General features: G+C 45.0%; 18 protein-coding genes and 1 tRNA gene. 11 read left to right on the top strand and 8 right to left on the bottom strand.

The features are described from left to right. Positions 1-29: 29 nt before the first annotated feature. Positions 30-842 (top strand): D-alanyl-D-alanine carboxypeptidase family protein, encoded by an 813-nt coding sequence (locus P402_RS0113975; RefSeq protein WP_026829247.1) that lies wholly within the window; start codon positions 30-32, stop codon positions 840-842. 93 nt (positions 843-935) lie between these two features. Then, complete coding sequence (locus P402_RS0113970; protein ID WP_026829246.1) at positions 936-1,412, top strand: DUF456 domain-containing protein; 477 nt, start codon at positions 936-938, stop codon at positions 1,410-1,412. A gap of 44 nt (positions 1,413-1,456) precedes the next feature. On the opposite strand, the gene P402_RS0113965 is transcribed toward P402_RS0113970, so the two are convergent. Then, a complete protein-coding gene (locus tag P402_RS0113965) occupies positions 1,457-4,570 on the bottom strand; it encodes an efflux RND transporter permease subunit (protein ID WP_026829245.1) in 3,114 nt (1,037 codons plus the stop codon). A 175-nt stretch (positions 4,571-4,745) separates the two neighbouring features. Here P402_RS0113965 and P402_RS0113960 point away from each other — a divergent pair. Continuing rightward, positions 4,746-4,818, top strand: a tRNA-Val gene (locus tag P402_RS0113960). 91 nt (positions 4,819-4,909) lie between these two features. On the opposite strand, the gene P402_RS0113955 is transcribed toward P402_RS0113960, so the two are convergent. Then, positions 4,910-5,932: a PTS transporter subunit IIC gene (locus P402_RS0113955; protein WP_026829244.1), complete on the bottom strand. Its 1,023-nt coding sequence runs from the start codon at positions 5,930-5,932 to the stop codon at positions 4,910-4,912. Between the two features lie 336 nt (positions 5,933-6,268). On the opposite strand from P402_RS0113955, the gene P402_RS0113950 reads away from it, so the two are divergent. Beyond that, complete coding sequence (locus P402_RS0113950; protein WP_026829243.1) at positions 6,269-7,003, top strand: metallophosphoesterase family protein; 735 nt, start codon at positions 6,269-6,271, stop codon at positions 7,001-7,003. Between the two features lie 51 nt (positions 7,004-7,054). On the opposite strand, the gene P402_RS16560 is transcribed toward P402_RS0113950, so the two are convergent. From P402_RS16560 to P402_RS0113930, 4 genes are all read right to left on the bottom strand, one after another. Beyond that, on the bottom strand, positions 7,055-7,333 hold the full coding sequence (locus P402_RS16560) for a hypothetical protein (protein WP_051525170.1): 279 nt from the start codon (positions 7,331-7,333) through the stop codon (positions 7,055-7,057). Positions 7,334-7,409: 76 nt separating this feature from the next. Further along, positions 7,410-7,970, bottom strand: coding sequence for a TetR/AcrR family transcriptional regulator (locus P402_RS0113940; protein ID WP_026829242.1), 561 nt, complete (start codon positions 7,968-7,970; stop codon positions 7,410-7,412). Then, a complete protein-coding gene (locus tag P402_RS0113935) occupies positions 7,957-10,398 on the bottom strand; it encodes a YhgE/Pip domain-containing protein (protein ID WP_026829241.1) in 2,442 nt (813 codons plus the stop codon). The genes P402_RS0113940 and P402_RS0113935 overlap by 14 nt, the downstream gene beginning before the upstream one ends. A gap of 192 nt (positions 10,399-10,590) precedes the next feature. Beyond that, positions 10,591-11,556 (bottom strand): quinone oxidoreductase family protein, encoded by a 966-nt coding sequence (locus P402_RS0113930; protein ID WP_026829240.1) that lies wholly within the window; start codon positions 11,554-11,556, stop codon positions 10,591-10,593. 105 nt (positions 11,557-11,661) lie between these two features. Here P402_RS0113930 and yidD point away from each other — a divergent pair, with 105 nt between their 5' ends. Next, the gene (gene yidD, locus P402_RS0113925) at positions 11,662-11,928 is read left to right on the top strand and encodes a membrane protein insertion efficiency factor YidD (RefSeq protein ID WP_026829239.1); all 267 of its coding nucleotides are present in this window, start codon (positions 11,662-11,664) and stop codon (positions 11,926-11,928) included. 51 nt (positions 11,929-11,979) lie between these two features. Here the strand turns inward: yidD and P402_RS0113920 are convergent, their stop codons facing one another. Both P402_RS0113920 and P402_RS0113915 read right to left on the bottom strand, forming a co-directional pair. After that, on the bottom strand, positions 11,980-12,369 hold the full coding sequence (locus P402_RS0113920) for a tautomerase family protein (RefSeq protein ID WP_026829238.1): 390 nt from the start codon (positions 12,367-12,369) through the stop codon (positions 11,980-11,982). Between the two features lie 63 nt (positions 12,370-12,432). Further along, positions 12,433-13,917 (bottom strand): aldehyde dehydrogenase family protein, encoded by a 1,485-nt coding sequence (locus tag P402_RS0113915; protein ID WP_026829237.1) that lies wholly within the window; start codon positions 13,915-13,917, stop codon positions 12,433-12,435. Positions 13,918-14,110: 193 nt separating this feature from the next. Between P402_RS0113915 and P402_RS0113910 the strand changes: the two genes are divergently transcribed. From P402_RS0113910 to P402_RS0113885, 6 genes are all read left to right on the top strand, one after another. Further along, positions 14,111-15,316, top strand: a complete 1,206-nt coding sequence (locus P402_RS0113910) for a DUF2254 domain-containing protein (protein WP_026829236.1) — start codon at positions 14,111-14,113, stop codon at positions 15,314-15,316. Between the two features lie 63 nt (positions 15,317-15,379). Further along, positions 15,380-15,862 carry a DUF456 domain-containing protein gene (locus tag P402_RS0113905; protein WP_026829235.1) on the top strand — a complete coding sequence of 161 codons (483 nt, stop codon included), beginning with the start codon at positions 15,380-15,382 and terminating at the stop codon, positions 15,860-15,862. Between the two features lie 144 nt (positions 15,863-16,006). Beyond that, a complete protein-coding gene (locus P402_RS0113900; RefSeq protein WP_026829234.1) occupies positions 16,007-17,392 on the top strand; it encodes a hemolysin family protein in 1,386 nt (461 codons plus the stop codon). Between the two features lie 145 nt (positions 17,393-17,537). Next, positions 17,538-17,978 (top strand): organic hydroperoxide resistance protein, encoded by a 441-nt coding sequence (locus tag P402_RS0113895; protein WP_026829233.1) that lies wholly within the window; start codon positions 17,538-17,540, stop codon positions 17,976-17,978. 28 nt (positions 17,979-18,006) lie between these two features. Further along, positions 18,007-18,177, top strand: a complete 171-nt coding sequence (locus tag P402_RS17090) for a hypothetical protein (RefSeq protein ID WP_167498388.1) — start codon at positions 18,007-18,009, stop codon at positions 18,175-18,177. A 29-nt stretch (positions 18,178-18,206) separates the two neighbouring features. Beyond that, on the top strand, positions 18,207-18,719 hold the full coding sequence (locus P402_RS0113885) for a type 1 glutamine amidotransferase domain-containing protein (RefSeq protein WP_026829232.1): 513 nt from the start codon (positions 18,207-18,209) through the stop codon (positions 18,717-18,719). Positions 18,720-18,728 lie beyond the last annotated feature (9 nt).

Raw genomic sequence — 18,728 nt, 5'->3', positions numbered from 1 at the left:
TGTTTTGGAAAAAAGGAGTTTTAAGAGATATGAAAAAATTAAAGAAAACGGTGATCGGGTTGCTGGCGATCCTCCTGTCACTTGTCAGTTTTTCACTGGCAGCAGAAGCATCCAGTTACCGTCAAGCGAAAACACCGCTCAATCTTCGAAGCGGGGCTTCGACAACTAAAGCAGTCGTCGCAGTCATTCCGACTACTGTCTACGTCAACGAGATCAGCCGACTTGGGACATGGTCAAAAGTCCGTTATGGAACACAGACAGGGTATGCGAGCACAAAATATTTGCTGACAGATCAACAAATCGGCGGATTACGCATCGGCAAGACACTAATCGTCAATCCCAATCTTCCGTTACGATCGACGTATGCACCTGGTGAAAGTACGGTCGCACGGGCAGCATTTGAAAAAATGAGACGGGCTGCCAAAGCTGAAAGCATTACGCTTGTCGCATTCAGTACATACCGTTCTTATGCGTATCAAAAGGCATTGTTTGAAAAGTATGTCGCACGGGATGGTTTTGAGAAAGCCAGTACGTACAGTGCACAACCGGGAAAAAGTGAACATCAGACAGGACTGGGCTTTGATATCGGAGGCGCCGATTCATCGAAATATGCAAAGTTCAGCTTTTCAACTACAAAAGAAGCGAAATGGCTAGCTGCCAATGCGCACCGTTACGGATTCCATCTTCGTTATCCGCTCGGAAAAGAATCATGGACAGGGTACACGTATGAAAGCTGGCATTTCCGTTATGTTGGGGCAACGCTTGCGGCGCAGCTGAAAATGACCGGATTGACAATGGAAGAATATTATCAATTAGAACCTGGTAAACCGGTCACACCGTAACAGGTTTCGTTTTAAGCTTTAAATGGTAAATAAATGGTGTATTCCTCATCGTCAGTGGTGGCAATCTGTCTTTTGCGAAAGAGGTGGGAAGTTGTGGCGAAAAAAGAAGAGAAGCACCATATCATAACCTTTACATTTGAAGAAGAAGCGACCTCGTATCAAGTATTTAGTGAATTAAAAAAATACCATGCGAATGGTCAAGTCGATTTTGAACAGATCGCTGTCATTAAACGAAGTGAGAGCGGAGCTTTTTCCTTTGAAGATGCCGTCGACTTGAGCGGTTCCAACAAAGCATTTAAAGGTTCGTTGATCGGTATGGCAGTCGGGATTCTCGGAGGACCTTTCGGCATTCTGCTAGGTTCGATGACCGGGATGCTGATTGGCGGTTCGAAAGACTTAAAAGAGAATCAAGCCGTTCAAGAAACATTCAAGCGGACACTTGGTGTGATTCCGCCCGGTAAGACGGGAATCATCGCAATTGGGGAAGAATTCGAACCCTCCGTACTGGACGGACTTGTCACTAAACACAATGGAACGATTGATCGGACAGATGAATTGCTTGAAAAATAATCAAAAAAAATCCTTCCCTCATGAAGAGGGGAGGATTTTTTAGGTTAAGATTGACGTTCTTTTTTGACCTTTTTGAAGAAGAAGAGCTCATAGACGACAGGGACGATGATGAGCGTCAAGAGTGTTGACGTCGTCAATCCGCCGATGACCGTCAAGGCGAGCCCTTTTGAAATCAGGGTACCGGATGACGTCGTCAGTGCGAGCGGAACAAGCGCCATGATCGTAGCGAATGCCGTCATCAGGATTGGACGAAGTCGTGTCTTACCGGCCTCAATCAACGATTCCCGAATCGGAAGTCCACGTGTGATGTTCTGACCAATCCGGTCAACAAGCACGATCGCGTTGGTCGTGACGATTCCGATCAGCATCAGGAATCCGATCATGACACTGACAGACAATGGTTCGTTAGCTAAGAACAGCGTAACGAGCGAGCCAATCGGAACGAAGATGAGCGATGAAAGAATAATGAACGGAATCCGTGCTTTTCCGAACGTGATTAACATCGTCAAGTAGACGAGACCGATTGCAACCACGATGGCGATCCCAAGAGATTGGAAGATTTCGACCGTGTCATCATTTCCACCGCCACTTGTTAAGGAAACACCGTCTGGCAAGTCGATTTTTCCGACAGCGGCTTTGACGTCACTGGAGACCGTTTGAACGTTATCGCCTTTGACTTGACCCGAAACGCGGGCGTACACTTTTCCATCCAGTTTCTGAATCGATGTGAACGTCTCAACTTCATTAACAGTCGCGACATCTTTTAAGGCGACAGGGCCAGCGGCAGAGAAGAGCTGGACGTTCTCAAGATCTGCTTTCGACGTCAAATCTTCTTTATAAGACAATTGAACGTCCTGATCTTTGTCATCGAGATTGAGCGTACCGACTGTGACAGGTTTCGTTTGGTCGTTGACCGTACCAAGAATCTGGAAGCCGGACAAACCACGATCACTGGCTTTTTCAGAATCAATTTCGACGAGGAATTGTTTTTGTTTCTCGCTGAAGTTATTCGTGACATATTTTAAATCGTTGTTTTTATTCATGTTGTCTTCGACCAGCTTGGCAGCTTTTTGGAGCGCTTCTAAATCAGTCGAGAACAAATCAACATCCACATTATTGTTGGATGGGGGACCACCTGTCGACAGCTCAGCAACGCTGATTTTAACGTCGACATCATCTTCTTTTGCGATATCATCCATTTTTGTTTCAAGGGATTTGATCGTTTTTTCGACATCAGCCCCGTCTTTTAAGTTCAAGAAGTAGCTGGCTTTGTTATCAAGGCGCAACCCGGTCGTGAAGTCACGTGCTCCAACGGATGTCGTGACATCAGCAATCGCTTTTTCCTGATCGAACATTTTTTCCATGTTGAGCGAAACCTCACTCGTTTTCTCAAGCGATGTCGCAGCAGGAAGTTCGAGTGAAGCGGTCAATGTTTTTGAAGCTTCATTCGGAATGAACGTAAAGCCGAGTTGCGGTACGATGGCAAGCGAACCACCGAGTAACAAGAAGGAAACGACTAAGATAATCGCTTTATGCGACAATGATTTTTCAATCAGTGTGCCGTACCAGCGCTGTAAGACGCCTTCTTTTTCTTCCGCTGGTACCTTTTTAAAGGCGAACTTCGCTAGGATCGGTACAATCGTAATCGCGACAAGCAGGGAAGCGAGTAGCGAGAAGATGATGGTCAAGGCGAACGGTAAGAAGAATTTACCTGTGATACCGCCGACAAAACCGATTGGCAAGAAGACGACGACGGTCGTAAGCGTCGAAGACGTGATAGCCTTTAAAATCTCTTTCGTTGATTGTTCGATGACTTCATTTGTCATACCACCATCTGATTTTCGGACCCGCCGGAAAATATTTTCAATGACGACGATACTGTCATCGACGACCCGGCCGACAGCGACTGCCATACCACCGAGTGTCATGATATTTAATGAAATATCCTGCCAGTTCAAGAAGATGGCCGCAATCAAGAGTGACAGCGGAATCGAGACGATTGCGATGATGGTCGCCCGGATATTCCGTAGGAACAGAAGGACAGCCAGTGAAGCGAATAAGGCACCGAGTAATCCTTCTTTTACAAGCGTAGCGACGGATTCTTCGATGTCTTTCGCAGAATCAATTCCAATCGTATAATCGATTTGGTCATCATATTTGTTTAAGATTTTTGTGACGCCGTCGGCAATTTCAACCGTATTGGCATCTTGTTTTTTTGTAATTGCCATTGATAGAGAATCTTTTAAATCATAACGTGTTTTTTCACTTTGCTTCGAGACTGCTTCGATGGTAGCGATGTCTGAAAGACGAACCGGTTCAGCCGGTTTCGTTTCTTCTGTTGGAGCACCGGTAGCACCTGTTGCACCAGCCGGAGGTCCTGATTGAGCAGGTTGACCCTGGCCGCCTGAAGCAGCACCAGAAGAGACACTTGACGTGAGTTGGAGATTTTTTAATTTATCCAAGTTTTCCAGTTTTTCTTCGACCCGGATCGGAATCTTCGAATCGCCTTCTGCGAGCTGACCAGACGGGAAGGAAACATACTTGGCATTGATTTGTTCTTTAATGCTTGATAAAGATAAACCGGCAGCTGTCGCCTTTTTATTGTCGACAGTAATCTGGACCAAATCATCTTTGTAGCCACCAACCGAAACACTGTTGATGCCCGGAATTTTATTAAGTTCCGGTTCGATTTCATTTTTTAGAAGCGACTCAATCTCTTTTCCATCTTTACTAAAGAAGGAAATATTGTAGATCGGGAACGATCCAAATGAGAAGCGGTTCAACTTCGTTGTTGCTTCTTCCGGAAGGTTAGCATCCTGGATGGCAGCATCGATTTGTTGTTCGACCTTGTCCATATCGGTATCAAATGGGAATTCGATATTGATGATCCCGATACTTTCGTAAGCAGAGCTCGTGATTTTTGTCGAGCCCTCGATTCCTTTCAGTGCTGTCTCGAGTTTTGAGACGACCTGTTTATCGACATCATCCGGAGATGCACCTGGATACACAGCTTCTACTGAAATTTGAGGAAATTCAATTTCAGGAAACTGATCCACTTTAAGCTGAGAAAACGAATATACGCCGCCCAAAACTAGTAAAATAGCAATAATAAATACAGCGACAGAGTTCTTTAAACTAAACCTTGTTAAAAAATTCAACAGTTACCCCTCCTTTATTTTATATGTGCTTATTTACATAGTAGAGGACGAAACGAAACCCTGCAACTTTGAACTGCAGAGCAGAAATAAAAAATATAATGAAAAAATCATAGAAAAGTCTTTACAGTTTTCAATATGTTGCTATAATAAACATATACCCAGAACACACGATCATGATTCTGTAGCTCAGCTGGGAGAGCGCTACCTTGACAGGGTAGAGGTCGCTGGTTCGAGCCCAGTCAGAATCATACCGAACTCCCGTTCATCACACGATGAACGGGAGTTTTTTCGTATAAAAAGCTGTTCCCTCATATAATGAAGGAACAGCAAGGTGATCACTTATTGAATTTCTAATCGAAGGTCACCCATTTTTGTCCAACCAGCCATCGTAGTCATGCGATAAAAGACGAGCGTCAAGATACCAGGAAGGACGACACCGGTTGCGAAAAAGATGAGGAATGCATTAAAACCTTGATTAACGAAGATATTGAGTGGGGCAATCATTGAATTTAATCCAAGACCCGCAAGTTCATAAGGAACTTCAAGTGAAAGAACAAGTGTTGCGATGGGCGCGGAAATCATCGCAGCCAGGAAAGGTGCGACGACAAGGCGCGGATTCTTCACGATATTCGGAAACTGAACCTTTGGTGTGACGAAAAACGAAGCGATCAAACCGCCGGGATCCGTTTGACGATATGCCATCAATGTAAATCCGACAAACTGAGCCGAACAACCGATTAAGGCGGCGGCACTGGCGACCGGGTCAAGTTGAAGTGCGATGGCGAGTGCAGCAGATGAAGCAGGTGACATCAATAAGACACTGAAGATAAGAGCAATAACAAGTGATGTCGCAATTGGTGAAGACTCGACGGACGCAGTGACCATAGCGCTGAATCGTGTGAGTAGAGGAGTTGTGACGGCAGCGGCAGCAAGACCAGTAAAACCGCCGGCAAGAACAGCACTAACCGGGATGGCCATCATGTCGAATTTTGTTTTCCCTGTCATTCGTTTTCCGACGAAGACGGCAACAGCAGCTGCGAGCAACGCACTGATTGGCTGCCCCGGTACGAGGACAAGGCCGGCATCCGTCGGCTGAAGTGCGGCTCCGCCAATTGTAGCGGCAATCATCGCACTGAATAAGACTAATGTGTTTCCGCCAAGCTGATAAGCAATCCCGGCTCCAAGTGCTGGGGCGAGTAAGACTTTGGCGACGCCGCCGATTGTCAGTAACATTTCAATATGTAAAAGGTTGCCGAACGTCTCAATCAATAATCCTACCCCTAACGTCACTAACACCGCATTTGCCATCCCGGCAGATACCTTTACCATTCGATCCATCGCATATTCCTTCAACTCACTCATCCTCTCTCTATTTACTTTGCCATGAAAAAAACCTATCCGGTATCGGATAGGCGCCATCATTCCTGCGGGCGCCTCATTCGATGCATCGAAAGGAGGGCCCAAAATCAATTCCGAAAATCAGCGGAAAAGGTTTCAGTCCCTCGAGCATAGAATAATCAGTCGGCCAGCAATTTGTTGTGCATACATAAAGTGATTCCCCTCTCAACGAATTTTTCTAAGCCTAACACGAGTGAAATTAATAATCAATATTTTCTGACAATTTATTTTTGATGATTTTTGGACTTGAAATCAGGGGAAAGACAGGAATGGCATAAGATTAGCATTGGAGGCGTTTTCATGAAATTTGCAGTCATTACAGATATTCACGGCAATGCAACGGCATTAGAAGCAGTTTTAAAAAGAATAACGGAAGAAGCAGATGTCTCAGAAATTTTCTGTCTCGGAGATTTGATTGGTATCGGACCACAAACGAATGAAGTCATCGAAATTGTGCGGTCGACACCACGAATGACGACGATCAGCGGAAATCATGACGAGAATGTACTTGCGTTGATACATGGTCAAAAATATCCGGATAGTTACCGTCATGCGAAAAACCATCACCAATGGATTGCCGATCAGTTAACACCGGTCAATCAACGTTTTTTGGAGCAACTCCCAAGAACCGTCCGAAAGACATTTTCGAAAGAGGAAGCATTGTTTACACATTATGCGTATCTGGATGAACAGAAACCAATCGGAGAGGAACCATTGGCGGAAGCGGTTGACGGAACTGTACAATCCTTGCCGAAGCTGTTTAAAGGACACCAGGCGAGCCTGATTTGTTTTGGGCACCATCATCCGAAACAAGTAATCCGGGCAAAGGGCGTGACTTATTTGAATCCGGGAGCACTCGGCTGTCAGCCGGAAGCTGTGGCACCATTCGCCTTAGTCGAGCAGAACAACGGAGAATGGAAAGTGGATGTCATTGAAGTGGCATATGATGATCGACCGTACTTAGAAGCGTTTAATGCGGCACCGATGCCGGAAAAAGAACTGTTGCGGAAACTTTTTTTAGGCGGGAGAATATGAAAAAACGACCCGCTTGAAAAAGCACGAATCGTTTCGTCAGGAACACTTGTATTATAAAAAGCGACTTGTAAGAACAAGAATTAAAGGGACAGCGATCAGTAAAAGTCCGATAATCCGTTTCGTCCGGCTTCGTTTCCATTGAAAAGCGAGCGCAAGAAACGGAGATACAAGAAATCCGATAAATAAGGTGATCAATGTCAAAATAAAAAACAGAAAGTCTGTTTTTGAACTGGTGCGGGTATACGATTTCCACATATCGACGAGGGAAACAATGACGTAGACCAGTAAAGCTAACGTAAAGAGAAAATTGGACAGTAAAAGTTGAGACAAATAAAACACTCCATTCGAGTACGATTTAGAATCCATGACATAAAACAGCCTCTCGATATCACGAGAGGCTGTTTTATTATAACAATTTCAACATCGCTTGACTGATTGTTTTTAAATCAAGCGGTTTTCCAATCAAAGGCCATTCAGAAATCAAGGCAATGTACGTCTTGAACAGTAAGAAGGCAGTCACTGCGACCGGAACTTCAGGAGAACGTTTTTCGAGTTCTAACCGTGTTTTCAGTAGATTTTTGATATATTCGACGGTATGCTGCTCGATCCGAATCCGTAACTCAGACATCTCTTGGAGTTTCAACGTCTGGGTTTCTTGCGTGATTTGTAAGATAAACAGATGTTGCTGTTGATGATTGACGATTGCATCAATCATGGCCTGTTTGTTTTCTTCGACGGAAGCTGTTGTCGTGTAGGCATTTTCTGCCTCTGCTTTCATCTCTTGCAACACGCGTGTGACAAGAGATTCAAACAAATCGAGTTTACTTTCAAATAATTGATAGACGGTCGGTTTTCCGACATGAGCCCGTTTAGCAACCCGTTCAATGGTCGTTCCTTTATACCCGAGTTCAGAAAAACAGGCCATCGCAGCATCTAAGATTAGATGTTCTTTATCAGACAGTGTCATGGCGTTTTCTCGCTTTCGTCGAAAGAAGAATTCGTTTTCCGCCTAAAGCACCAGCGAAGCTGATAGCGAGAGCAGAAAACAGAATTAAACCAAGAACCTGACTGTTTGCGATGAGTGTGTCAGTAACACCGATTCCTAGTGCTTCACGGAAACCTGTGACCGAGTACGTCATCGGTAAGAAACGGTGAATGGTTTGGAAGAAACTTGGTGTCATTTCGACCGGGAACGTACCGCCGCTACCACCAATTTGCAGTAACAAGAGTAAGAAGGCACTGAATTGTCCAACCCGGCCAAAGAGCATTGTTAACGTAAAGAGCAACGTGATGAACGTCATCCCTGTTAAGGCAGCGAAACCATACAGCGCAGGGGTGCTTGCAACATCAGCATCTAGAACATAGACGATGGCGACGGAAGCCGCAATCCCTTGTAAGGCACCAATCGGTAAGATGATGGACAGTTTTCCGACGAGGAACCGCCATGTTAATGTCTCACCATGTTCAGGACGGATTTGATAAACGGAAGAGAACATCAAGGCACCGGCAAATAAAGCGATGCTGAGGATGTAAGCCGCAAGACCTGATCCGTAGTTGTTAACGGTTGAATAATCATGTTCTTTTAGGACGACCGGCTCAGCGAGCATGTTATCCCGATCATTTGATGGTTTGATAGTCGCATCTTTCGCGCCTTTACCGAGTTCCGTTTTTAGCGTGTTGGCGCCGTCAGCAAGTTTCGAGTTTCCGTCTGCCAAGCGTGAAGCTCCATCCGTCAGTTGACCGGCACCGGAAGAAATGGCAACGGCACCGTCTGACAGCTGACCGAGACCAGAAGTCAATTGACCGGATGCTGTACTGGCATCGTTCGCACCAGAAGCCAGTTGCTGTGCACCAGCCGTTAATTGCGTACTGCCGACAGCTGCTTTATGGACGCCGTCTGTATAGGCCGTCAAACCTTGAGTGAGCGTGTCTTGTCCTTGTTCCAGATTTTTGGCACCGGCAAGTAGTTGGGTTTGTCCTTGCTCCAGTTGTTTTGAACCAGCAAGTAGCTGGGTTTGTCCTTGCTCTAAACGTTTTGAACCGTCAAGCAGTTTTGCTAGCCCACCATCGAGTTGTGAGACGGCAGAAGCGATATTTTGACCACCAACCGCAAGCTGATTGATTTTTTCTGTTGCATCATTCGCTTTAGCGAGGCTTGCATCAAGTGTCGATTCTTGCTGTGCTAGATTTTGAACGTTTTGTTCCATCGTCGCGATGGATTGAAGCAAAGCACCTTTTTCTTCTTCCGTTAAAGTTTCAGATGAAGCAATGACTGCCTTGATACTAGCGACATTTGCTTCAAGTGCTTCACGACGAGTACTTAACTCTTGTTTTAACGTATCCGCCGCATCGTTGACTGCTACCAGCGAGGCATTGGCTTCTTGAGCCCGGGCGTTTAGTTGATCGAGACCGGCTGTGAACTCCGGCAAGTTATTATCGAGTTTCGACGCACCGGCCGAAGCTGTTTCGAGACCTTGACGGAGTTCCGTCGATCCGGCAGATGAACTTTCGAGACCTTGACGAAGTTTCGTCGATCCGGCAGCTGAACTCTCAAGACCTTGGCGAAGTTTCGTTGATCCGGCCTGTAAATCGGCTGACCCTTTCATTAACTTTCCACTGTTGTCATCGAGTTGGTTCAGACCGCTCGACAATTCACCGGATTTCTCTGCCAGTGTTTGTGTTCCACCACTTAACGTGTTTAGACCGCTTGTAAGCTGAACGGAACCGTCTGCGGCTTTCGTTAAATTCGTGGACAAATCGTTTGTACCACTCGTCAATTTTCCAAGGTTAGTCGTCAGTGTTTTAGCGCCGTCGGTCGTTTTTTTAGCGCCATCTTCGAGTTTGGCTGAACCTTCAGACGCATCTTCCAGTCCTTTGGCGATTTTTTTGAGTGATCCGAAAATCGCACTGCTATATTGTTTGGTTACGGATTTACGGATTTTTTCGTTTAATTGTTTAGCGGCAGCACTGGAAATCTGCGTACCGGAATAGTTCTTGGCTGGGTTCAGATAATATTCCAGCTCGATTTTTTTCGGGTGATCGTCGAGTAAAGTGGTCGCATTATGCGAAAACTTCTTCGGAATGACGACGGTCATATAGATATCACCAGCACGCAGTTGTTTGGCTGCTTCTTTGCGTGATAGATACTGCCAGTCAAAGTCATCATTTTTTTTCAGTTTTTTGACGAACTGATTTCCGATATCGATTTTTTCTCCCTCGAACTTCGTCGTCTTGTCTTCATTGACGACTGCGACCTTAATGTTTTCTGTCTTACCGTACGGATCCCAGAAAGCAGATAAAAAGATCGAGTTGTAAAGAAACGGGACGAGGATAAGTGCAAGAATCACGATGATCATCATCGGGCTTTTTAGTTTTTTCCATTCTGAGCGAAACATAAATCAAATCTCCTTCTTGAAACTAAAAACTAATTTAAGTTTCTGGTTTTGATGAATTTTACTCTACGCTTTTTTATGAAGGAAAGCAACTACTTAAGTGGATGAATTGCTGAGAAAAAGAATTGTTTCTCTTTTGTAATCATTCTAGACGAAAAAAACACCCAACCAATGCAGGAAGGATGCTTTTCAGACTTAAGGAATCAATAAAATTTTTCCGGTACTCTGACGGCTTTCCAAATAATCATGGGCACGTTGTCCATCTGAAAGGGAGAACGTGGTAGGCGTTGCGATGTGTAATTGACCGGATTCCAACCAACTGAACAGTTCACCGGCTCGACGAACACGTTCCTCTCGTGTCGTCAGAACGTTCCATAAATCACCGCCGGTCAGTGTTTTCGAAGTATCCATCAGGAACCTTGGGTCGACAGAAACCGGATCACCACCGGCCATGCCGTAAAAGACGACTGTCCCGTGTGTTTTCGTCACTTGAAAACTGTTCATCAACGTCGAGCCGACCGATTCATAGACGACGTCGACGCCGCGCTGATCCGTCAATGTTAAAATCTGTTCTACCCAGTCGTCTGAATATAAGAAAACATGTTCAGATCCTGCTTGTTTGGCGATGTCTGCTTTTTGCGCCGATGACGTCAAGCCGATTGGAATGGCGCCGTGTAAGCGGACGATCTGTGTCAATAATTGACCGACACCGCCGGCTGCCGCATGAATCAAAACCAAATCTTTCGGGCGGATCGTATAGCTGTCCCGTGTCAAATAGTGGGCGGTTAAACCTTGTAGCAGGGCAGATGCTGCCGTTTCATACGAAACGAAATCTGGTAAGGGAATCACCTTATCGACGGGCGCGGCAACGAATTCGGCGTTGGCGTTCGGGACATCAGCAAAGGCGACCCGTTGTCCGACTTGAAGGTCAGTCACAGCAGCACCGATTTGTGTGATGATCCCTGAACCCTCGTAACCGAGTAAATAAGGCGGAGTACCCTCTAAATGATAATTGCCTTTCCGGCGGTAGATATCGGCAAAGTTCAATCCGATGGCTTTCATCTCAATCAGTACTTCATTCGGCTGAATGTCAGGAGTCGGATGTTCTCCGTAATTCAAGACACTGGAATCTCCGAAGGTACGAAATGTAAGAGCTTGCATAGTAAATACACGTCCTTTTTTGTAGTTGTCAAAGGTAGTATAATTCACTCAAACAGAAATTCCTTTCAATATGCGTTACAGTAGGAGAAAAGAAGGTGAGATTGCATGAAAAAAGTCCTACTCGGTAGCATTCATTTTTACCAAAAAGTGATTTCACCGATGAAACCGGCGACCTGCCGATTTTACCCGACGTGCTCGCATTACGGGAAAGAGGCGATTGAAAAACACGGGGCCTTTAAAGGCGGTTATTTGACGACCCGCCGGTTATTGCGGTGTCAGCCGTTTCATCCTGGAGGACTCGATTTTGTACCGGAGACATTTGACTGGCGAGCTCCGTTACAACGGGAAAACCCGACAGAACATCAAAAATAATTCAAAAAGAGTCTGAGCTCGTTAAATGAGTTCAGACTCTTTTTTTAGATGTTACAGGTCACCTGTTAAAAATTGCGCTTTCCCTAGTCCGAAACTCCAGTCTGCTGCATCATTCTCGACGATCGAGACCATTAAATCGTCCGGAGAGAGTCCGCATGCGGCTTCCAATCGTTCAGCCAGTAAACGGTAAAGGGTCTGCTTTTTCTCTTCAGTCCGTGTTTTACTCGTTACACTGATGACGACGACCTGATTGGAGCGTGTCAATCCGAGTCCGGTATCCTCGATGATCATTTCATTTGCTTTATGCGTATGAACGATTTGGTAACGATCTCGTTCCGGCACGTCAAATGCTTCAAGCATTGCTTCATGTGCGGTATCGAGTAAAAGTTTCAGTTCTTCATCCGAGCGTCCTTCAATGACATCAAAACGTAGTAATGGCATATTCATCATCCTCTCTAATATGTAGAAGTACGGGAAGCCCCGTACTTCATGTCTAAGCTTATCTTATTCAAAGAATGGTTTGTATTGACGACGTTCGTGCATGACAGACAACCACTGGACTGTCGAGAACTCTTCAAGTACCCATTCGCCGTTGAAGCGACCGAGACCTGAGTCTTTTTCGCCACCGAACGGCATATGCGGCTCATCGTTGACTGATTGGTCATTGATGTGAATCATGCCTGTTTCAACCTGAAGTGCAAATTCTGTTGCTCGTTCAATAGAAGAACCGTGAACAGCACCGCTTAATCCGTAAGGAAGTGAGTTCGCTAGTTCGAGTGCTTCTGCGTCATCTTTGAACGGGATGATAACAGCGACTGGTCCGAAGATTTCGTTTTTAGCAAGCGGCATATCGTTTGTAACGCCTGTGACGACCGTAGGAGCAATGACGTTTCCATCTGCTTCACCGCCGACGCGGACTGTTGCACCCGCTGCTTTCGTTTTTTCAATCTCTTCCATGATACGATCGACTTGCGATTGGTTGATCAATGGACCGACTTGTGTACGTCCATTCGATGGATCACCAAATTGAAGTTCTTTAACACGTGCAACATATTTTTCAACGAATTCATCGTGAATCGATTGAGCAACCAAAATACGGTTTGTTGACATACAAATTTGACCTTGGTGGTAAAATTTGCTGTAAACGGCTGATTCAACGGCACGATCAAGATCAGCGTCATCAAGTACGACGAAGACGTTGTTTCCACCGAGTTCGAGTGCTGTCTTTTTCAAATGTTTCCCTGCGAGTTCACCGATGTGGCGACCGACTTCGGTAGAACCAGTAAATGAGATCAAACGTGGGACCGGGTGCTCGACGATCGAGTCGCCAATTTCTGATCCGCGACCGACGATGACGTTTAAGACACCTTTCGGTAAGCCGGCTTTTTCAAAGAGACTAGCAAAAATCAAACCGCCTGAGACCGGTGTATCTGTTGCCGGTTTAACGACGACAGCGTTTCCGATTGCGATTGCTGTTGCGATGGAACGAACGGCAAGGTGGAACGGGAAGTTCCATGGGCTGATGACACCGATGACACCGAGTGCTTTCCGGTAAATCCGGTTTTCTTTGCCCGGTACGACAGACGGACGGATTTCACCGTGCATCCGTAGTGGGAAAGTCGCAGCTTCTTTAACGATTAAGACAGATGCAAGAAACTCACCTTCTGCTTTGATGCGTGTACTTCCTGATTCCTTAATCAGCCAATCGACAATTGTTTCTTTCTCTTCGTACATGACTTTCAAAAATTCTTCGATTAAGGCTTGGCGTTTAAGTGCCGGCACTTTTGCCCACTCTTTTTGTGCGACTTTGGCAGATTGGTAAGCATCATCCAAGTCATCGTTATTAGCTGCTGAAATTTCAAACAGCGTTTCGCCTGTAAAAGGATTCGTATTTGTCATGTTGCTGTCACTTGCGCCTTTGCGCCACTGACCGTTAATAAAAATTTTAGTGAAGTCTGTATTGAGTGTTGATTCTGTATGTTGTTGCATAGCTTTTCATCTCCAATTCGTTTTGATAACACTTAAGTTATTCACGTTATGTGAAGAAGTAAAACACAAACCGACACTTTCACAAAGTGAATTGACTCGGCGGATTTTAAAAAGATTAGGCGAAGACGTTTTACTAGATGAAGAAACAGGAATTAAAAAATATATCGATATATTAGAGTGGAGTGGATGAAATGTGCAGAAGCTGAAGTTGGTTTACCGGGAAACGAATTGGTGGTGGCCGCTCCTTTATGGAGTAGGGGGAGCAATATTGACAGCGATTGTTCTATTGGTTGATCTGTATGCAAAAGAGCTGTTTCCGAGCGGCTGGAAAACCACACTTGGTTTAGCTCAAACCATTCATAGTGCGGTCTTCACCGGATTGTTGACGATGATGACATTTACGTTCTCGACCATTTTAGTCGTTCTGACAACCTATTCCTCACAATTTTCACCCCGCACCTTACCGAACTTTATTGAGAATCGGCAAGTCCAACACATTTTCGGGATTTTTATCGGCACGGTCACTTATTCCATCACGATGTTGTTTTTCATGCGACCGTCACTAAAAGACAGTGTAGTCGCTTCTGCCGTCGCAGTCGTCGTTGTCTTGATTGCAATCATTGCGTTTGTCGCATTCGTCCATATCGTCAGTCAATCGATTCGGGTCACGACCTTACTCGATCGTTTACATGAAGAAGGGCGTACATTGATTGACGAGCACGTTGAAGCGATAGAAGAAGGTCAATACCAATTGCTACCGGACAAGCAGACGAGTTATCCGTTTGACCTTACCGCTGCGCAAACCGGTTATTTACAAGCGATTGATTACGAATTGTTGATGAAGTCAGGTGGACATGTCGCGATTGATGTGACAATCGGGAGCTACATCACGCAGGGGCAACGGATTGGAAGTGCCGAACGAGAAAACGTGGAGCAAGGAATCCTCATCGGACCGACGCGTTCAGCCGAACAAGACTTTCCGTTTGTGATTCAAAAGCTCTCAGAAGTCGCGCTTCGGGCGATTTCACCCGGAATCAATGATCCAAATACAGCGCGCCATGCGATGCGGCAAATCGGTGACTTATTCAGACGGTACACCATGCTTCCGGACGGCAATCTCCTGGTGAGGGGGGAAGGATCTGCCACGGTCAAGAGGCTTGCATTTTCTGAACTGTTGTATTTAACGTTTTATCAACTCCGGCATTATGGTGAAGAAGACATTTCAGTTTTGGCGACGATGCTGGAATCGCTTGAAATCATGAAACGCAATGCGTTACCAGAGCACAAAGCGAGCATTGATCGGTTCATTCCGTTTGTTTGTTCGGAAGTCGACTGGTCTGCGTTGAATGAATGGGATCGTCAATATTTGGAACAGGCTCAAAAGACGGCACTCTCGTGAAACCTCTTGGAACGTTTTAACGTAATCAAGAGAAGAAAGAACAGCAGAAAGTAGGAGATTGGCATGACCATCATATTATGGAGTTTGATTGCAGTTTGTTTTTTAGCTGCTTTCGCAGGACTGGTTTATCCTGTCATTCCAAGTGCACCGTTACTCGTCATCGGATTTTTAATTTATGGATTTGGATTCGGCTTTACTGAGTTGACCGTCAGTTTCTGGGTTATTCAAGCGATTTTCATCATCTTGTTATTTACACTGGATTATTTGGTCAGTTCTTATACCGTCGACCGGCGGGGAGGTTCACAGGCTGCGAAAATTGCGACGACCGTCGGCTTGATTGCAGGGCCCTTTATCTTGCCGGGCATCGGATTGTTGATTTTCCCGTTTGTTTTTGCCATTTTAACGGAAAAAATCATCAGTAAAAAAACGTGGTCAGATTCTGTTTCAATCGGAATCGGGACCGTTTTAGGAATCTTGTCGAGTGCCTTGTTAAAAGGAATCGCAATGTTATTAATGATTGTCGTATTCATCATGTATGTCGTGTAATCAAAAAGAAAGATTATCTGCAAGTACACATTTTCCGAGAGTTCCGTTATAGTATGAATATGAAAAAGTAGAGAAGCTTGTTCATTAAAAACAAGCTTCTTTTTGATGGAGAAGACCGATAAGAAGATTGTCGGCTTAATTTAAATGGAGGTGAATCCCCTTAGTTTGGGGAAACGATTGGACAGTACACACGCAGTGGAGACATTCGATACAACAACGATTATCATTCGGCTTTTGATTATTGCACTATTAATTGTGTTGACCGCTTTTTTTGTCGCAGCAGAATTTTCAGTTGTCAAAATGAGAATGTCCCGAATCGATCAATTGATCACAGAAGGCAGTAAAACCGCGAAGACGGCTAAGAAATTATTAGACAACCTGGATTATTATTTATCCGCCTGTCAGCTGGGAATTACCGTTACGGCTCTCGGATTAGGATGGTTAGGTGAGTCGACGGTCGGTGCGATTCTTGCAATGGTATTCAAAGAGATTGCGCTTCCGGAGTCGGTCTCGACAGTTGTTTCCTTCACATTAGCCTTTTCCGTCGTGACATTTTTACACGTCGTCCTTGGAGAACTTGCTCCTAAATCGCTCGCGATTCAAAAAACAGAAGCCATTACGATGTTGCTTGCCCCGCCGCTTTACTGGTTCGGGAAAGTCATGAAACCTGTCATTTGGTTACTGAATGGATCTGCCCGTGTCTTCTTGCGCTTGTTTGGAGTCGAACCGGTTGGTCATGAAGATGCCCACTCGGAAGAAGAAATCAAAATCATCATGACCCAAAGCTACAAGAGCGGTGAAATCAATCAAACAGAACTGTCGTATATGCAGAATATCTTTTCGTTTGATGAGCGGATTGCGAAAGATATCATGCTCCCACGAACAGACTTGATTACGATTTCGAACGATGCATCGATGAAAGATATCATCGCCCTCGTCGAAGAATACCAGTTCACCCGTTATCCGGTTGCAGAAGAAGGCGACAAAGATAAAATCTTAGGTTTTATCAATGCGAAGCAATTGTTTACGGATCATATGGCGAACAAAGGGAAATCTTTAAGCTATTATGTGCATAACCTTCCGATTGTCTCGGAATACTCTCCGTTGCAGGATGCGATGTTGAAAATGCAGGTAGAGCGGACACCGATGGCGCTTGTCATCGATGAATACGGTGGAACAGCCGGTGTCATCACGATGGAAGATATCCTGGAAGAAATCGTCGGTGAAATCCGGGACGAATTTGATAAAGATGAAAAAGCAGATATTGAACAGATTCATGAACGACTGTACCGGATTTCCGGTCGTGTTCTGATTGATGATTTGAACGAACGGTTTAACCTGGGCATCGAAGAAGAAGATATTGATACGATTGGTGGCTGGGTCATGGCACAGGATACGGAAGTATCGAGCGGTCAGGAATTCCGTTATAAAAACCATACGGTCAAAGTCATGGAAGTCGACAACCATCAAGTTAAATCGATTTACTTGCAGTTACCTGAAAAAGAACCCATTACAGAAGAAATCGTTTGAACGTAAGGAACAGGACTACACTTCGGTGTGGTCTTTTTTGTTGGAAAGAACACCTTTGATTGTTTATTCTTCTCAAGACAGTGGTAATACAGTTTATGTGGCCAAAACAAGCTACTAAAATTAGCGGATAAAGGGGTTCTTATTCATGACGAAAACAATTCTTACTTCACGTGCAACTGCAGTAGGGGGACGCGATGGAAAGGTCGCCTCTGACGATAACGTAATCAATTTAGACCTTGTCATGCCGGGTACGAAAGGCAAAGAAGGCATTCCTACTTCAAATCCAGAACAATTATTCGCAGCGGGATACGCTGCATGCTTTGATGGGGCATTCAATTTGATGGCCCGCCAAGATAAAAAACGTGTCGAGACACGTACAAATTCTGAAGTCAGCTTACTCGAAGACGAAGAAGCAGGCGGCGTCAAAATCGCTGCTAAGCTTGTTGTTGAAGTAGTTGGCGTAACAGAAGAAGAAGCACAAGAATTACTCGAAAAAACACACCAATTCTGCCCGTATTCAAAAGCAACACGCGGTAACATCGATGTTGATTTGTCAGTAAAAGTGGTCGAGTCCTTGGACAACTGATTTTATGCTGAAAAGGGAGGGAAGTAAGATGGCTCCAAAGGGAACAGATCGACCAAACGAAAAGTTTGAAGATGAACGAAAACGTTTGACGGACAAGGAACTTGAGCTTTCACCCGAACAGCAAAAAGAAGTATTAAAAGGCAAGGATCAAATGCCGGATGATCCGGTGTCCTCACGAGACCGAGGATTCGATAAGTAACGTTAACTTTGATTTGGGGGATGAATAAAATGGGTAAAAAAGTAGCAGTCGTGCTTGCCGATCATTTTGAAGATGTAGAGTTTACCGGACCTGTCGATGCGTTAAAAGAAGCGGGTCATGAAGTAACAGTCATCGGAACAGAACGAGGTGCAGAATTAGTCGGAAAACAAGAAGAAGCAAAAGTGACAGTCGATGTAACAATTGATGAAACTTCTTCTTCAGACTTTGATGCATTATTGATTCCTGGCGGTTTTTCACCGGACTTACTTCGTGAAGACGATCGTTTCGTCACATTTACGGAAGAGTTTGATTCATCTAAAAAACCGATCTTCTCCATCTGTCACGGTCCACAATTGATGATCAATGCGAAGATTGTCAAGGGGCGTAAAATGACAGGATATAAATCAATTCGAATTGATTTAGAGAATGCGGGAGTGGCGTATGAAGACAATGAAGTAGTCGTCGATGACAACTTCGTGTCAAGTCGCCAACCGGACGACATCCCGGCATTCAATCGCGAAATGTTAGCAAAATTAGGATAATCGTTTTAA

This window comes from Exiguobacterium sibiricum 7-3 (assembly GCF_000620865.1).
Classification (GTDB): domain Bacteria; phylum Bacillota; class Bacilli; order Exiguobacteriales; family Exiguobacteriaceae; genus Exiguobacterium_A; species Exiguobacterium_A sibiricum_A.
Note: the sequence above shows the minus strand (reverse complement) of the source record. Positions and strands in the feature narration are given on the sequence as shown.

Excerpts from the sequence above, each read along its gene's own strand:
- P402_RS0113895 (WP_026829233.1), top strand. The coding sequence starts at position 17,538 with ATGACGAAAACAATTCTTACTTCACGTGCAACTGCAGTAGGGGGACGC.
- P402_RS0113885 (WP_026829232.1), top strand. The coding sequence starts at position 18,207 with ATGGGTAAAAAAGTAGCAGTCGTGCTTGCCGATCATTTTGAAGATGTA.
- P402_RS0113955 (WP_026829244.1), bottom strand. The coding sequence starts at position 5,932 with ATGAGTGAGTTGAAGGAATATGCGATGGATCGAATGGTAAAGGTATCT.
- P402_RS0113950 (WP_026829243.1), top strand. The coding sequence starts at position 6,269 with ATGAAATTTGCAGTCATTACAGATATTCACGGCAATGCAACGGCATTA.
- P402_RS0113935 (WP_026829241.1), bottom strand. The coding sequence starts at position 10,398 with ATGTTTCGCTCAGAATGGAAAAAACTAAAAAGCCCGATGATGATCATC.
- P402_RS0113900 (WP_026829234.1), top strand. The coding sequence starts at position 16,007 with ATGGAGGTGAATCCCCTTAGTTTGGGGAAACGATTGGACAGTACACAC.
- P402_RS0113920 (WP_026829238.1), bottom strand. The coding sequence starts at position 12,369 with ATGCCATTACTACGTTTTGATGTCATTGAAGGACGCTCGGATGAAGAA.
- P402_RS17090 (WP_167498388.1), top strand. The coding sequence starts at position 18,007 with ATGGCTCCAAAGGGAACAGATCGACCAAACGAAAAGTTTGAAGATGAA.
- P402_RS0113975 (WP_026829247.1), top strand. The coding sequence starts at position 30 with ATGAAAAAATTAAAGAAAACGGTGATCGGGTTGCTGGCGATCCTCCTG.
- yidD (WP_026829239.1), top strand. The coding sequence starts at position 11,662 with ATGAAAAAAGTCCTACTCGGTAGCATTCATTTTTACCAAAAAGTGATT.
- P402_RS0113905 (WP_026829235.1), top strand. The coding sequence starts at position 15,380 with ATGACCATCATATTATGGAGTTTGATTGCAGTTTGTTTTTTAGCTGCT.
- P402_RS0113940 (WP_026829242.1), bottom strand. The coding sequence starts at position 7,970 with ATGACACTGTCTGATAAAGAACATCTAATCTTAGATGCTGCGATGGCC.
- P402_RS0113915 (WP_026829237.1), bottom strand. The coding sequence starts at position 13,917 with ATGCAACAACATACAGAATCAACACTCAATACAGACTTCACTAAAATT.
- P402_RS0113930 (WP_026829240.1), bottom strand. The coding sequence starts at position 11,556 with ATGCAAGCTCTTACATTTCGTACCTTCGGAGATTCCAGTGTCTTGAAT.